The 15,493-nt window shown below is 34.9% G+C and carries 11 protein-coding genes; 5 read left to right on the forward strand and 6 right to left on the reverse strand.

Going from position 1 to position 15,493, the window contains the following annotated elements; genetic code table 11:
- From IP358_RS03230 to glyS, 6 genes are all read right to left on the reverse strand, one after another.
- Entirely contained in the window at positions 1 to 915 is a 915-nt protein-coding gene (locus tag IP358_RS03230; RefSeq protein WP_006801711.1) for a lipid A biosynthesis lauroyl acyltransferase, read from the reverse strand.
- Entirely contained in the window at positions 915 to 1,907 is a 993-nt protein-coding gene (gene waaC / locus IP358_RS03235; protein ID WP_006801710.1) for a lipopolysaccharide heptosyltransferase I, read from the reverse strand. Before waaC ends, IP358_RS03230 begins: the two co-directional genes overlap by 1 nt.
- The gene (locus IP358_RS03240; protein ID WP_006801709.1) at positions 1,907 to 3,385 is read right to left on the reverse strand and encodes a Ppx/GppA phosphatase family protein; all 1,479 of its coding nucleotides are present in this window, start codon (positions 3,383 to 3,385) and stop codon (positions 1,907 to 1,909) included. Before IP358_RS03240 ends, waaC begins: the two co-directional genes overlap by 1 nt.
- Positions 3,386 to 3,399: 14 nt before the next feature.
- Positions 3,400 to 3,651 (reverse strand): YfhL family 4Fe-4S dicluster ferredoxin, encoded by a 252-nt coding sequence (locus tag IP358_RS03245; protein WP_006801708.1) that lies wholly within the window; start codon positions 3,649 to 3,651, stop codon positions 3,400 to 3,402.
- Between the two features lie 74 nt (positions 3,652 to 3,725).
- On the reverse strand, positions 3,726 to 4,337 hold the full coding sequence (locus tag IP358_RS03250) for a beta/alpha barrel domain-containing protein (protein ID WP_248613370.1): 612 nt from the start codon (positions 4,335 to 4,337) through the stop codon (positions 3,726 to 3,728).
- 14 nt (positions 4,338 to 4,351) lie between these two features.
- On the reverse strand, positions 4,352 to 6,403 hold the full coding sequence (gene glyS / locus IP358_RS03255; RefSeq protein WP_006801706.1) for a glycine--tRNA ligase subunit beta: 2,052 nt from the start codon (positions 6,401 to 6,403) through the stop codon (positions 4,352 to 4,354).
- Positions 6,404 to 6,521: 118 nt separating this feature from the next.
- On the opposite strand from glyS, the gene IP358_RS03260 reads away from it, so the two are divergent.
- From IP358_RS03260 to IP358_RS03280, 5 genes are all read left to right on the forward strand, one after another.
- The gene (locus tag IP358_RS03260; protein WP_370521377.1) at positions 6,522 to 7,865 is read left to right on the forward strand and encodes a PAS domain-containing sensor histidine kinase; all 1,344 of its coding nucleotides are present in this window, start codon (positions 6,522 to 6,524) and stop codon (positions 7,863 to 7,865) included.
- 125 nt (positions 7,866 to 7,990) lie between these two features.
- Entirely contained in the window at positions 7,991 to 9,580 is a 1,590-nt protein-coding gene (locus IP358_RS03265; RefSeq protein ID WP_006801704.1) for a methyl-accepting chemotaxis protein, read from the forward strand.
- A gap of 206 nt (positions 9,581 to 9,786) precedes the next feature.
- The gene (locus tag IP358_RS03270) at positions 9,787 to 10,914 is read left to right on the forward strand and encodes an efflux RND transporter periplasmic adaptor subunit (protein ID WP_006801703.1); all 1,128 of its coding nucleotides are present in this window, start codon (positions 9,787 to 9,789) and stop codon (positions 10,912 to 10,914) included.
- A gap of 10 nt (positions 10,915 to 10,924) precedes the next feature.
- On the forward strand, positions 10,925 to 14,053 hold the full coding sequence (locus IP358_RS03275; RefSeq protein WP_040498206.1) for an efflux RND transporter permease subunit: 3,129 nt from the start codon (positions 10,925 to 10,927) through the stop codon (positions 14,051 to 14,053).
- Positions 14,043 to 15,467: an efflux transporter outer membrane subunit gene (locus IP358_RS03280; protein ID WP_006801701.1), complete on the forward strand. Its 1,425-nt coding sequence runs from the start codon at positions 14,043 to 14,045 to the stop codon at positions 15,465 to 15,467. The genes IP358_RS03275 and IP358_RS03280 overlap by 11 nt, the downstream gene beginning before the upstream one ends.
- The last annotated feature ends 26 nt before the right edge of the window (positions 15,468 to 15,493 follow it).

Raw genomic sequence — 15,493 nt, forward strand, 5'->3', positions numbered from 1 at the left:
TTAATACTTGTAAATTTCTGGATATTGATTTTTAAATTTTTTGTGAAACCATAGCCATTCTTTTGGATTTTCTTTAATAATTTGTTCTAAAATATTGCTTTGCATTTGAGTTAGTTCTTGAATATCATCTTGTAGATTATCTGTTTTTTTAAATTCTAATGGTGGAAATATTTTAATATTAATTTTTTTATAATCTTTAGAATATTCTGCGATAAAATGCACTATTTTTGCATCATATTTTAAAGCAAGTAAAGAGGCAATTGGTGTATGGCGAACATTTTTACCAAAGAATTTTACAAGCAATCCTTCATTATCGGCTGTGTTTTGGTCGGTTACGATTCCAATAATTCCTATTTGTTTTAATGCACGGATTAAACCACTCATTGCTCCCTTTTTATCTAAAATTGTAATATCAAATCGCTCACGAATTTTTGTAAGATAGGAATTAACTAGCGCGCTTGGTGTCATTCTGGCAATAGCAGTAATTGTGTGATTGAAAGTGCAGGTAAAGGCTGGGGTTGTGTATTCCCAGTTTCCAAAATGTGCAGTTACAAAAATAATTTTTTCCTTATTTTGTAAAAGTTTAGTAATAATCTCTGGTTTATCAATGTTGATGTTGTCTAAAACTCTTTTCTTGCTGCTTACTGCAAGCATAAAAAAGTGGATACTATTATAAACTAAATTTAAATAATTTGTTTTTAAGATTTCTTGTTTTTTTTCTTTAGGGAGTGAGTTGTTGTAGGCAAAATCTAGGTTATTTAGTAGGTCAAATTTACGTTTAGAATCTAAAATATAAAGAATAAAAGCGATTCCTTTTGCAAAATTTAAGCGCAAAAAATGCGGAAGATATAAAAAGAAATAGCCTAAGCTATTTAAAAATAAAAAAAGAAGTTTTTGTTTAAAAGTTCTTAACATTACATTTTCCTATCTAGAAGCTTCTCTGTAAGCTCTAAAATCGCAGTTGGTGCAAGGGTTTTGATACTAAAATCGTCTTTTTTGTAGCTAGCATTAGCATTAGCACTTAAAGAGAGATTTTGCTCTGTGTTTAAATTAAAGCGTTCTTGTGGTGTTGCTCCAAAAAGTGTGATAGAAGGACGCTGAAGCGCCCACGCTAAATGCGTGATTCCTGTATCTCCACCGATAACTAAATCCATTTGCGCAACTAGGCTTTTAATCTGTTTAAGCCCTAAGCTGTGTGCGTGGTAAAAGTTAGCTGTGTTAGGAATTATGATAGGATTTTTTGACAAAAATATTGGTGTATATCCTTTGGCATTTAGTAACTTTGCAAGCTCTAAAAACTTTTCCAAGGGATAGGTTTTATTGGGCTTTGAAGTTTCAAGCACACAAAGGATATTTTTATCCTTTTGTAAAAAAGGAAAATCCATAGGTGCAAATCCTAAAAAAGATTTACATTGCTTTAGTGATTCTAAGCTTGGAATCTCTAAATCAAAAGCACCAAAGGCTAGCGTGGCGTTACGCAAAAGAATATGGCTAGAATAGGGGATTGGAATCTTTTTTGTATAAAAAAGCTTTGTTAAGGGTTCTTTTGGGCTTTGGAATCCAAAAATAGATTCCGTATTTAGAGATTTTGCAATGAGAGCAGATTTTAAAAGCCCTTGCATATCAAGCACCATATCAAAGGTTTTGGTCTTTAGTGTCTTGTAAATTGCAAATAGGGCTTTTGGATTTTTGGATTGTATGGCTTCTTTCAGTGGTAGAGCGATGAGTTGGTGAATATAGGGTGAGTCGTCTAAAATCTCTTTAAAGTTGGAATCCAAAATCCAGCTAAGATTGATTGTATAGTGTGTTTTTAGTGTTTCAAGCAGGCTTGGCAAAATGCTTGCACTATGGATAATATCACCCATTGCACTTAAACGCACAATGGCAAGGTTTAGGTTTTTTGGCATTATTGCCCTTTAGAGCTTGTTAAAACAAGCTGTGAAAATGGGCTGGGAAGTGTGAGTTTTTTTAATTTTTCTTGCACAAGATAAGAAAGGTTTGAATGTGTGATTTGCAATGTGTATCCATTTAAGCCATTAAATAAGATGAAGTGAAAATCGCGTGGATTATCGTTGTTGCTTAAAATTTCGCTTAATGCTACAAAAAAGCTAAGGATTCTTAGAGTTTGTAAGTTTGGTAATAATTCTAAATAGGGTAGAGATTCTGGAATTTTTTTGCCTGAATAACGCACAAGGGTAGCAATTAGCAAGCGTTCTTGGTGAGTTAGTCTATAATTTAGGGCATTAAGCAAAATATAATCGCTGTGGTAGCTTTTTTCATAGAAGTTAAGAGCGATTCCAATGTTGCAAAGTTCTGCACTTATACTTAGGTGTTTTTTGTAGGCTTGTGGGATAAGGGCTAGATTTTCTTGTGTGCTAAAAAGGCGCATAGCTAAGAGTTTTTGAGCGTTTGATTGTGCGGTGTTTTTTAGGAATCTATCTTTTAAGTTGCGCACGCTAGGGTTAAAGTTTGGCGGAAAATGCCCATTTTCGTTGCGCAATAAGTCATTTAAAAACACGCCTTCTCTAACACCAACACCACTTGTAACAACGCTTTTTGTTCCAAAATGTAAAAGCGCAAGATGAAAAATTAATGCACCGCCTTGTATGGAATCTATGCGATCTTCTTTAATACCTAGTTTTGGAAGTTCGTTAGGATTTGCGCAATAGATTGTGCGGAAAAATTCTGTGTGATGAAAAAAGTCATATTCAAAGGCGTGAAGTGTATCAATAGGGTATTGAATGCGTTTTTGGATTGTTTTACTAAGCGCTCTTGCGGTTCCACCGATTCCAAAAATGCGCGTGTGTGAAAAATGCTCTGGTAACTTGTGGAGTGCATTTTGCACAAATTCTTTCGCACCTTTTAAATTGCCTTTATCAAAAAAGAGTTCTTTTAAACGAATTGTGCCAATATCTAGTGAAATTTTGTCAATAATTTTATGGTTTTCAATAAGGGCACATTCTGTGCTTCCGCCACCAATATCAATGGTGATTCCGCTTGCATAGGGCAAAAGATTTAGTGCGCTTAATGCTCCAAAATAAGCTTCTTGTTCACCACTGATAACTTTAATATTTAAGCCAATGTTGCGTGCGAGTTTCAAAAACTCTGCTTTATTTGGCGCATCACGCACAGCAGAAGTTGCTACACATAAAATTTTGCGTGCTTTATGGGCTTTTGCAATGTGTAAGAAGTCTTTTAAAGCGCAAATTGCACGCTCCATAGGTATTGGCTGTAAGTAGCCATTATGTGCGTAGGAGAACTCCGAGATTCTAACCTTGCTTTTTGTTTCATAAAGAAGATGGAATCCCAAATGGCTTGTTTTCTCAAAAATTGCCATTCTAGCAGAGTTTGAACCAATATCAATGATGGCAGTGATTTTTGCCATTGTGTCTATTGTCCTTAGTCTTCTTGATGGATTTGTGAATGTTTAAACTTTAATTCTTCTAATGATTCTACATTATCAGGATCTGAAATAATCGCATCTACAGGGCAAACAGAAAGACAAGCAGGCTCATCATAAAAACCGAAGCATTCCGTGCATCGTTCTGGATCAATGATATAGTAAGGATCTCCTTCTTCTATTGCTTCATTTGGACATTCTTCCCGACAAGCATCACAAGCAATACATTCTTCATTAATCATTAAAGACATAAAAAGCTCCCAAATTAAAATGAAATGTAGCTTTTAGTTAAAAGAATCTAAATTAACGCTTAAAAGATATATTTTTAGAGAATACGCGCATCGAGTGTGTTGAAGATTTCAGGATTGGCGTTTTGCAAATTTGAAAGAAGAATTTTTTGCTTAGGGATTAAGGGAATAAGTGAGAAATTTTTATTAAGGTTTAAAATATCTGCCTTGGCAAAAATTGCTTTTGTTAAATCTTCTTTGGATTCTATGCAAAATATTCTTTCTAAGCCTAGTTTTAATGCGTATTGGCTAAGTTCTTTAAGCGTTTTTTGCTCTAAATATTTTGGATATAACATTACGCTATCAGTCCCATAAACAAGTGCTTCTAAAAGCTGATAGGAATCCAAAATCAAAAAATCATAAACCAAAGGCACACTAATATAACGCCTAAGATATGTTGCAATTTCTAAAGATTCTATAATAAAGGCTTTTGCGCTCTTTTCAAGTTCTTTTGCTTGAAATAAAAAATTCTCATCATTAGAATTTGCAAGACTATAAATTACATTGAGTGAGTCTTCACGCTTTAAGTCTAAGGGGCGGGGTTGATAGGGAGTGTAAGCAAGACTTTTTCCAAGCCATTGTATATCAAAATTTTGCTTTTTAGCTTCAATAGCTTTTTTAATTTGCTCAATTTCAATCCCCTTAAACACTTGCAAATGCAATCCTAAAAGCTAATTTCTTTAATGTCTGCAATATTTAAAAACTCTCTATAAATGCGCGCAATCAAATGTTTGCGATTGTTTTTAAAATCTTCATCAGGTGCATTGACAAGCACTTTGTCAAAGAAGCGTTCTAAAATTGGGCTTAAAGCAAGCAAAGATTTCAAGTGTTTGGCATAATCATTACCGCTAAATTCGCATTGTTTAAAGCTCTTATAAAGTTCTATTTCCTCACTTGCTAAAAGCTTGTCTTCTTTAATGAGGAGTTCACCTTTTAAATCCACTTCTTTTGTGATATTCGCTAGGCGTTTGAAAGTTTGTGTTAAAAGCTGCTTGTCTTGGTTTTTAAGTGCAGAATCTAGGGCAGTTAGCTTTTGAAAAATTTGTGCCAAATCGCGTTCATTTGTAGCTAAAACTGCGCGTAAAAGTGATGGATTAAACTCTAATGTGGAATCTAAACGCTCTAGAATAAAGTTTTCTAGCCCTGTTGTGTCAAAATCTTTATAATGATTTTTAAGTGTTTGTAAGACTTCTCTTAAATTAAAAGGCAAATTAAAATGCAAAATAATTTTAATCACACCATTTGCGGCACGGCGCAATGCAAAAGGATCGCGCGAACCGCTTGGAATTTTTCCGATACTAAAAAGCCCTAAAAGATTATCAAGTTTGTAAGCAAGGGCAATAATGGCACTTATAAGATTTGAAGGTAAGACACTTTCTTCTGAGTTTGGCAAATACTGCTCTTTGATTGCAAGTGCAACGCGCTCTTCATAGCGCAATGCTTTTGCATAGTAATATCCCATAATCCCTTGTAGCTCCGTAAATTCATACACCATTTCGCTCATTAAATCTGCTTTGCTAAACAAGCAAGCTTGATCTAAAATTTCAAAGGCTAACCCTAAATTTTGTTCTCCTTTCTGCAAGGATTCCTTAAACAAATCACCCAAAGCCTTTACGATAAGGCGTTCTCTTTCTGTTTTATCCCACATAGAGCCCAAGCCCTCTACAAAGGTAACCTCCTTTAATTTTTCTGGCATAAATCCATTATTCAAGTCGTTGTGGTAAAAAAAGAGTGCATCTTCTAAGCGCGCGCGTAAAACTTTCACATTTCCAGTAATAATCTCTTCTGGATTCTCGGTCAAACTATTTGAAACTAGGATAAATCCGTGGTGAAGTTTCCCATCTTTATAAGTGGCAAAATAGCGTTGATTTACTTTCATTGAAGTGATAATACAAGGGGCTGGAAGCTCCAAGAAGTGTGCGCTAAACTCACCAAAAAGTGCGGTTGGATATTCTGTAATTGCTACAACTTCATTGAGTAGTTCTTCGTCAATTTCTACTTGGATATTTTGCGTTTTTTCAATTTGAGTAATTGCATTTAGGATTCTGTCTTTGCGTTTATTTTGATCTAAAATTACGCCATTATTTTCCAAAGTTTGCAAATAAGATTCCAAAGAATTAATATCAAAAGGTTCAAAACTCACATTGCGATGCACATAAGTTTGTGCTTTTGACTCCACTCCATAAAGTTTTAGGGGGATAATTTTGGAATCTAAAAGGCATAAAATCCAAGAAATTGGGCGAATAAAGGATTCTTTTAGGCTCCCCCAACGCATTGTTTTGCCAAAATTTAAGGATTCTAAAAATTCTTTAATAATTTCTTCTAACAAGGTGTTTGAAGGCAACTGCTCCGCGCTTTTTTGGCAATAAAGAATCTCTTTTCCGTCTTTTTCTATGGTTTGAGTGTCTTTAGGTTCAATTCCACATTTTTTAAAAAATCCTAATGCTGCTTGCGTTGGTGTATTATCCTTATAGGCAATACTTAAAGGTGGTCCGAAAAATTCTAAAATCTCAGCGTTTTGGATTTTTGGAAAATCATTTGCAATGATCACTAGGCGACGGGGTGTGTAGTAAAAGTCAAATGCGCAATTTAAGCGTTTTGCTTCTAAGATTTTTTGGAACTTGTTTTTGATATTTGGTAACTCTGCTAAAAATGGAATTGCCGGTAATTCTTCTGTTCCAATTTCAAGTAAAAGTGGGCTAGTTTGTGCTGTCATTCCTTATACCTTCTTAAAAAAATCCAAAGATTGTAACAAAACAAAAGCTAAAAAACGCTAAAAATGTTTAAAAGCGCATTTGGCGTTGTATAATTTCAAGAGACAAGGAAGCGTGCAAATGGAATGGTTTATGTATTGGAGGGAGAATTATTTGATTGAAAATTTGTTTTTTGGTGTTTTTGTTTGCTTGGTTTTGGTAGGGATTTATTTTGTTAATCAGTATAGGCGATTAAATAATGAGTTAAAAAAGAGTGAAAAGCTTATTAATGATCTTCAAAGCAAAAGAGAAATTGTTGAGATCTTAAGCAAGGAGCTTGCTAGTCAAATTGAACAAGAAGTTGCGCAGCGTTTAAGAAGCGATTATGCGCATAATTATTTGTTTGAAAGTAGTCTAAATGCAATTATTATTGCTCAAGATAAGGATTTAAAAATTATCAAATACAATAGTTCGGCTTCTAGTCTTTTTGGAGTAGAAATGCTGTATTATAATGTTTTGGATCTTTTTGAGGAAGAGGAGTGTAGGCAGTTTGTCTTAGAGAAGATTGAACAACTTAAACAAAGCAAACAACGCCAAAATTTTAGAATGCAATTACAGATTTCAAATTTGACAATTCCTGTTATGGCTTCTATTAACTTCTTGGAATTTGCACAAAAAACGACATTATATTTTACATTTATTGATATATCTGATTTAGTAAAGCTTGAAGAGGAATTGCAAAATAGACATTTAATATTGGCGCAAAAAACAAAAGATGAAGAAATGGGAAGAATGCTTGGTAATGTGGCTCACCAATGGAAGCAACCACTAAATGCGCTTTATCTTGTGTGCCAAAATCTAAAAGAAATGCAATCTTTAGGAACACTTGATGATATTGAGTTTAAAAAGTATTTGAAAATTATGATAGAACAAATTAAATTTATGTCAAATACCATTGATGCATTTCGCTCATTTTATATTCCCTCTAAGGAAAAGGAGGAGTTTGAAATCTGTGTGGTAATTAAAAATACTTTAGAGTTATTTTATAGCATTTTAGATAATAATATTTCCATAAAATTTTTATCTTGTAAAGATAAAAAAATATTAAAAATTAATGCAATTAAAAGTGAATTCCAAAATCTAATTATTATTTTAATAGATAATGCAATTGAGGCAATTAAGGATCGTCTGAAGAAAAAAGAAATTAAAGAGGGAAGGATTACAATTTGCTGTGTGTTAGAAGAAAATATTTTCAAAAAGAAAGTTTGTGTATTTTATATTAAAGATAATGGTGGTGGAATCCCAGCAGAGATTGCAAAAAAAGTGTTTGATAAATTCTTTACAACAAAGCAAAGTGGCACTGGAATTGGCTTATCTATGGTGCGGATGTTTTTAAGCTCTATGCAAGGTGAAATCTCTTTTGCAAATGAAAAAGATGGAACAAAATTTAAAGTGGAGTTACCATTGAGTAACAAAAATGCATAAGAGAAAAGATAAACTCTATAAATTTGTAGTAATATTATACTTTTAACAAGTGTTTTAGCGTTATTGATTTAAAATTTTAAAATTTTTAGAGTGATTTTTATAACTTAAGATTCCTAGGAGGAGAAATGCTAAAAACTATCCGTTCTAAGATTATTGTAATGATTATTGGTTTTTTGCTAGTTTTGCTGACAATGGTGTATTATAATCTGCAAAATGGATTTAATAGCATTGCTAAAAGTAGCTCTACAAGGGAATTACACCAGCTAAATGCTATGCTGACAGAGGGGTTAAAAGTTGCAATGAATACTGGAGATCCTATTATAATTGGTGGCTTTATCGAGGGCTCTAAGAAAGTTAATGGAATCGCAAATTTAGAGATTTTTGCAGCTCAAAATGTAATCGATCTTATGGGACTACAGAAGGAATTTACTACAAAGCCAGAGATCTTAAAGGTTTTTGAGAGTAAAAAAGAATTAATTAGAACATATAAAACTGAGAGTGATGAGGGATTTTTGATGGCAAAGCCTATTTTGGCGGAAGATGCTTGTGTAATGTGCCACGCAACTTCGCAAGTGGGCGATGTGCTTGGTGTATCAGAAATGCAAATTTCCATCAAAGAATTGACACAAGATTCTAATGCTGTGCGCAATAAAATTATTTTTTTAATGGCGGGAGTAGGTATTGTTGCTTTGTTTTTATTACTTTTGCTATTTAATCGTTGGGTGTTTTACCCAATTTCAAATCTTGCGAAAGTGGCATTTGATTTAGCTCAAGGAGATGGGGATTTAACGAAACGCTTGCCCGTTAAAAATGATGATGAAATTGCAAAAGCAAGCACATATATCAATAGATTTATTCAAAAAATTGGCAACACAGTGTGTAGCGCAAAAGATATTAGTCATCAAAATATCACGCAATCACATCAGCTTTTTAGTGCTTCAAGTGAGATTGATGAGCGTATTGAGCGTTCTGTTGAAGTTGTAAGAGAGAGTGCAAGTCTTGGCAAAGCAATAGAAGAAATGTTAAATGCAGCAAAAGACTTAGTGCAACTTAGCGCAAAAGATATTCGGGAATCCTCTAATCAGCTAGCTAGCACTAAAAAGCTATTATTAAAAGTAGCAAATAATGTGCAAGAAAATGTAAGTGTTGAGCATAATATCGCTGAACAACTAGAACAAAGCACGCAAGAAACAGATAAAATTAAGGGTGTTTTGACGATTATTGCAGAAATTGCCGATCAAACAAGCCTGCTTGCACTTAATGCAAATATTGAAGCAGCGCGTGCAGGAGAAGCTGGGCGTGGTTTTGCGGTAGTTGCTGATGAAGTTAGAAAGTTAGCAGAACGCACACAAAAAAGCTTAGGAGAAATCAATGCTGTGGTTAATATGATTATTCAGTCTATTACAGATGCAAACAACGCAATGCGCACAAATGTCCAAAAAATTGTAAGTGTTGCTGATGATTCAATGGAAGGAACAGAAATTTTAGAGGTTAGCACAAAATCTCTTGAAGCTGCAGTTGAAGCTTCAAGTAAAGCATTAGAGAAAACAAATACTCTTTTTGAAGCAATGCAAATGGTGTTAAAACAAATTAGCGAAGTGGATAAACTCACAAATGACAATAGTGAAGCGGTGCATATGATTAATGCGATTTCAAAAGAGATGGCGCAAAAAGCAAATATGTTAAACGCACAGCTTGATTCTTTTAAATGTTAGGTGATTTAAAAAGTATTGATGTTGTCTTTGTTTTGGGATTGTTTTATTTGATTTATTAAATTTATTTTTACTTCACACTTTTTAGTTACACTTAAAAGGTGTTTTCTGTAGTAAAGTTAGCTTAGTTTTTAAGCTAACTTTAGCTAGAATTTCAAAATCTTTTGTGTAATTAAAATTACAAGTTGATTTTTAAATGAGGGAAATTAATGAAAAAAACTAGTATGATGTTTTCTAAAACTCTTTTGGGTTTAGCGTGTGGAGTATTTCTTTTTGTGGGGTGCTCTAAAGAAAATGAGAATGCGCAAGCAATGCAGCAAAATGCAGCAATTTCGGTTGGAACTTATGTAGTTAAAACTGCAGATGTTCCTGTAAGTTTTGATTTTCCAGCGAAGCTTGAAAGCTTACAAAGTGTAGATATTTACGCGCGGGTAGAGGGAACATTGCTTGAGCAGCATTTTGTGGAAGGTGGACTTGTCAAAGAAGGAGATAAGCTTTTTAAAATTGATCCTTCCAAGTATCAAGCTGCTTATAATATGGCACAAGCTCAACTTCTTTCGGCACAAGCGACTCTTAAGGTAGCAAGTCGTGATTGGAAACGCGCGCAAAAGCTTTTTAAAGAAAAAGCCCTTAGCCCTAAAGAGTATGATTCTGCCCAATCAGCGTTTGAAAGTGCCGATGCTGCAGTTGCAAATGCAAGAGCAAGCTTAAATGTTGCTAAAATTGATTTGGATTATACTGATGTAATGGCAACAGCGAGCGGAAAAATTAGCATGAAGCGTTATGATATTGGCGATTTAGTTGGAGTGGCAGGTGGAAATAATGTTTTAACAACTATCACGCAACTTGATCCTATTCATGCAGAGTTTTCAATTCCGAGTAATGATTATTATTTTGTTCGCACACTAAATCAAGAAAATGTAAGTGTGCATTATATTTTGCCAGATGGAAGTCAATATAAAAAAGAAGGCAAGATTGATTTTATTGACAGTGTGATTGATTCTACAACTGCGACAATTAAAGCGCGTGCATTAGTTGAAAATCCAGAGCATTTATTAGTTCCTGGAGAGTTTTCGCGCATTAAGTTAGAGGGATTTATTTTGGAAAAATCTATTGTAATTCCTCAAAAGGCATTGATGCAAGATTCAAAAGGGGGTTATGTCTTTAAAATTGTTGATGGCAAAGTGCAACCTGTTTATATTACTACTGGGCATATTATTGGTAATTCTGTGGTGGTGAAGAGTGGGTTAAGTGATAATGATGTGATTATTACGAGTCAACTTATTAAGTTGCGACCTGGAGCCTCTGTGGTGCCAATGCAACAGAATGAGCAATAAGGAATCATAAATGTTTTCAAAATTCTTTATTAATCGTCCTGTTTTAGCAATGGTAATGTCTATTATCATTGTGATTGCAGGCTCGCTGTCAATTTTTTCGCTTGCGGTAGAAGAATATCCACAGGTTACTCCGCCACAAGTCGTTGTGCAAGCAACCTATCCAGGGGCTAGTGCAGAGGTTATTTCAAGTGGTGTGGCAAGTGTTTTGGAAAATAGTATTAATGGAGTTGAGGGAATGCTATATATGCAATCTTCTTCAACCTCTAGTGGCGCATTGTCTATTAATATTTATTTTACCAATGAAACAGATCCAGATCAAGCAACTATTAATGTAAATAATAGAGTTCAAGCTGTTTTAAGTCAATTGCCTCAAGAAGTTCAAAGAATGGGTGTTACTGTTGAGAAGCGATCTTCTACAATCTTAGCTGTGTATTCGCTCTCATCAGATACTCCAAGTCATGATGCAGTCTTTATTGCAAATTATGCAACAATTAATATTTTGGATGAATTAAAAAGGATTCCAGGTGTTGGAGATGCATCGCTCTTTAGTCGCTCGGAATATTCTATGCGTATTTGGCTTGCTCCAGATAAGCTTACCAAGTATAATTTAACACCTACTGAAGTGATTGCAGCAGTGCAAGAGCAAAATTCGCAATTTGCAGTGGGTGCATTTGGGCAAGAGCCTATTAGAAAAGATTTAGATTTTACTTACTCGGTAACTACACAGGGGCGTTTTACGAGTACTGATGAGTTTGGCGAGATTTTAATCCGTACAAATCTTGATGGTTCATCTTTACGCTTAAAAGATGTAGCTAAAGTATCTTTAGGGGCTGAGGATTATAGCGTAAATGCTTTTTATAATGGCAAGCCAGCAGTTGCTTTTGGTGTATTCTTGCAACCTGGAGCAAATGCTCTTAATGTGGCAGAGAGTGTGAGTGCAAAGTTAGAAGAGCTATCTAAAAGTTTTCCTGATGGGCTAGAATATGCAATTCCATATGATACAACAGCATTTGTTGATGTATCTGTTAAAGAAGTGATTAAGACTTTTATTGAAGCAATTATTTTGGTTGTAATTGTAATTTATTTCTTTTTGCAAAACTTTAGAGCAACGATTATTCCAGTTTTAGCTGTGCCTGTATCTATTATTGGTGCATTTGCGGGAATGTATATTTTAGGATTTTCTATTAATCTTTTGACACTTTTTGGGTTGATTCTTGCTATTGGGATTGTAGTTGATGATGCTATTATTGTAATTGAAAATGTAGAGAGATTAATCCATGAAGAAAAACTCTCTGTAAAAGAAGCGACAACAAAGGCTATGGAGGAGATTGCAAGTCCTGTAATTGCAATTGTTTTGGTGCTCTCAGCAGTATTTATCCCTGTAGCATTTATTGGTGGATTTGCAGGAGAGATTTATAAGCAATTTGCAATTACTATTGTAATTTCTGTTATTATTTCTGGTTTTGTGGCATTAACACTTACTCCAGCTCTTTGTGTGTCTTTGCTTAAGACAAAAGAGCCTAAACCTTTTTGGATTGTAAGAAAGTTTAATATTTTCTTTGATTGGCTTACACATCAATTTACTGATAAAGTCGCGCATGCGATTCGTCGCGGAACATTATATGTTATTTTGTTTGTGGGGCTTATTGGAATTACCTATGGATTATTTACGCGTGTTCCAACTGGTCTTGTTCCTTCAGAAGACAAGGGAGTTTTGCTAATTTCTATGAAACTTCCCCCAGCAACAGCACTTAGTAAAACCACTGATGTCGCTTCTTTTATGGAGCAAACCGTTAGAAATCATCCCGATACTGAAGCAATTATGGCACTTGCAGGATATGACTTGCTTTCAAGTGCTGTTAGAACATTTGGAGGGGCAGCATTTGTGAAATTAAAAGATTGGGATTTGCGCAAGAAAGATAATCAGCATTCTCAAGCTATTGCAAATACTCTAACAGGGCAGTTAATGCGTAATCCTAATGCGATTATTTTCGCACTTAATCCTCCACCTATTATGGGACTTAGTTTGACAGATGGTTTTGAGATGTATGTGCAAGATAGAACGGGTGGTTCTATTGAAAATTTACAAAAATATACACAAGAAATTTTGCAGAAGGCTACACAAAGAAAAGAATTAACAAGTGTTAGAACAACATTAAGTGCTGATGTGCCACAATATAATGTGCAGCTTGATAGAGAAAAAGCTAAGTCTTTGGGGGTTAATATTAATGATGTTTTTTCAACATTGCAAGCAACTTTTGGCTCTTATTATGTGAATGATTTTAACCTTTATGGAAGAACTTATAAAGTTAATATTCAATCTGATGGTGCTTTTAGAGAGAGCCCAGAGGATCTGCGTAATGTCTATGTGCGTTCAAGCAGTGGAGAGTTGGTGCCAATTAGCGCACTTGTAACTTTTAAAAGAATCATTGCTCCAGATATTTTAGAGAGATTTAATCTCTTTCCAGCGGCAAAGTTAATGGGGGATGCAGCACCGGGTTATTCTTCGGGGGATGCCTTAAAGGCAATCGAAGAGGTAGCAAAAGAAGTCTTACCAGAAGGTTATACAATTGCTTGGTCTGGGACTTCTTATCAGGAAAAAGCAAGTAGCAATACAGGCTCTCTTGCCTTTGTTTTTGGACTTGTGTTTGTGTTTTTGATTTTAGCAGCACAATATGAACGGTGGCTTATGCCTATGGCGGTTTTAACAGCAGTGCCTTTTGCGGTTTTTGGTGCGATTTTTGCAACTTGGCTTAGAGGCTTAAATGTAGATATTTATTTTAATATTGGTCTTGTAATGCTAATTGCCCTTGCAGCAAAAAATGCTATTTTAATTATTGAGTTTGCAATGCAGGCTAGAGAAGTGGAGGGCAAGGATATTTATGATTCTGCCATTGAGGCAGCAAGGCTTAGATTCCGTCCTATTGTAATGACTTCTTTAGCTTTTACTATTGGTGTTTTACCGCTTGCTATTAGCACTGGTGCAGGAGCGGCAAGTAGGCACGCAATAGGCACAGGTGTAATTGGAGGAATGCTTGCAGCAACTTTTATTGCAACTTTCTTTATTCCGCTATTTTATACTTATTTTGCGCGTTTTAGTGAATTTATTGCAAATTTAAGGAGAAAAAATGAATCCTAAAATTTACAAATTTGGTTTAAGTTTTGTTGCGATTTTAGCCTTAGGTTTTGGTGGTTGTTCATTATCGCCAAAGTATTCTAAGCCTACTACAAATCTTCCAGATATTAAAGAAGGACTGCAGAATTCTGAAGTTTTAGAGATTAAAGAGAAGTGGTGGGAAGATTTTGGTGATACGCAATTAAATGTGTTTGTTGAGGAAGCGTTAGTAAATAATTATGATTTGCTTGTAGCAATGGAGCGCATAGAACAAGCGCGTGCGCAGTGGGGTTATGCAAGAAGTGATCGTTATCCCAGTTTGAGTGCGCAGGGTGAAGCAACACGGAATCGTAAAAATTTAAATTTAGGACAAAGAGAAAATTATAACAATTTTTCCTTGAGTGCTGTGCTTAGCTTTGAGCTTGATTTATGGGGTAGAGCTAGAGATGCAGATAGGAGCGCCTTGGCAAAATTACTTGCAATTAAGGCAAATGGGGATATGGTGCGCTTGAGTCTAGTTGCAAACATAATGCAAAGTTATTTTGGTGTTTTAACGCTTAACAATCAAGTGCAAATTTCCCAAAACACACTAAAAAGTCGTACAGAAAATTACGAATATCGCAAAAAAGAGTTTGAAGCAGGTAAAATTTCAGAGATTGATATGCAGCAAGCAAAATCTGAAATGGCAAGTGTTCAAGCGCAATTACAAAGTCTTTTGATGGAGCAAAATTCTGCACAAAGTGCATTTTTAATTCTTTTGGGGCGTGATGGCAAGGGAATGTTTGAAAATAAGATTCCAACTAAGCCACAAGCTTTGGTGAGCGCACCTAGTATAAAGGCAGGCTTGCCTTCAAGTATTTTACAAAAACGCCCAGATATTGAAGCAGCAGAGCAGAATCTAAAGGCAGCAAACTTTTCTATTGGCGTTGCGCGCAGTGTTTATTTTCCAACGATTTCCCTAACTGGGCTTTTTGGCTACGCAAGCCCTCAGTTAAATGAACTTTTTAGGACTTCAAATTCAACTTGGAATTTTGGGGGTAATTTTATAGGGAATCTTTTAGATTTTGGCAGAACAAGTGCAAATGTGGATTTAGCAAAATCACAATATAGAGAAATGTTATTAACCTATGGACAGACTTTACGCACAGCTTTTGGAGAGGTGAGAGAGAGTTTATTTAATGTTCAGATGACAAATCAAAGGTTAAATAGTTTGAAAGAGCAAGTAGAAGCCTTGCAGCGCACATTAGAGCTTGCGAATTTGCGCTATGCAGAAGGTTATGTCAGCTATCTTGAAGTCTTAAGCACTCAAAGTGCTTTATTTGCAGCAGAATTAGAGCAAGAAGGTGCAAGATTAGAATCCTTAAGTGCTACAATTAGTTTATACAAAGCATTTGGTGGTGGATGGGATAAAAAGAAATTTGAAGAATCTAAAGATTAATTGTTGATGGAATCCAAAAAAATGGA

The organism is Helicobacter winghamensis ATCC BAA-430 (assembly GCF_028751035.1).
In the GTDB taxonomy this organism is placed as follows: Bacteria; Campylobacterota; Campylobacteria; order Campylobacterales; family Helicobacteraceae; genus Helicobacter_D; species Helicobacter_D winghamensis.

Coding starts and splice junctions, on each gene's coding strand:
- IP358_RS03260 (WP_370521377.1), top strand. CDS start 6,522: ATGGAATGGTTTATGTATTGGAGGGAGAATTATTTGATTGAAAATTTG.
- IP358_RS03240 (WP_006801709.1), bottom strand. CDS start 3,385: ATGGCAAAAATCACTGCCATCATTGATATTGGTTCAAACTCTGCTAGA.
- IP358_RS03280 (WP_006801701.1), top strand. CDS start 14,043: ATGAATCCTAAAATTTACAAATTTGGTTTAAGTTTTGTTGCGATTTTA.
- IP358_RS03270 (WP_006801703.1), top strand. CDS start 9,787: ATGAAAAAAACTAGTATGATGTTTTCTAAAACTCTTTTGGGTTTAGCG.
- glyS (WP_006801706.1), bottom strand. CDS start 6,403: ATGACAGCACAAACTAGCCCACTTTTACTTGAAATTGGAACAGAAGAA.
- IP358_RS03265 (WP_006801704.1), top strand. CDS start 7,991: ATGCTAAAAACTATCCGTTCTAAGATTATTGTAATGATTATTGGTTTT.
- IP358_RS03245 (WP_006801708.1), bottom strand. CDS start 3,651: ATGTCTTTAATGATTAATGAAGAATGTATTGCTTGTGATGCTTGTCGG.
- IP358_RS03275 (WP_040498206.1), top strand. CDS start 10,925: ATGTTTTCAAAATTCTTTATTAATCGTCCTGTTTTAGCAATGGTAATG.
- IP358_RS03230 (WP_006801711.1), bottom strand. CDS start 915: ATGTTAAGAACTTTTAAACAAAAACTTCTTTTTTTATTTTTAAATAGC.
- waaC (WP_006801710.1), bottom strand. CDS start 1,907: ATGCCAAAAAACCTAAACCTTGCCATTGTGCGTTTAAGTGCAATGGGT.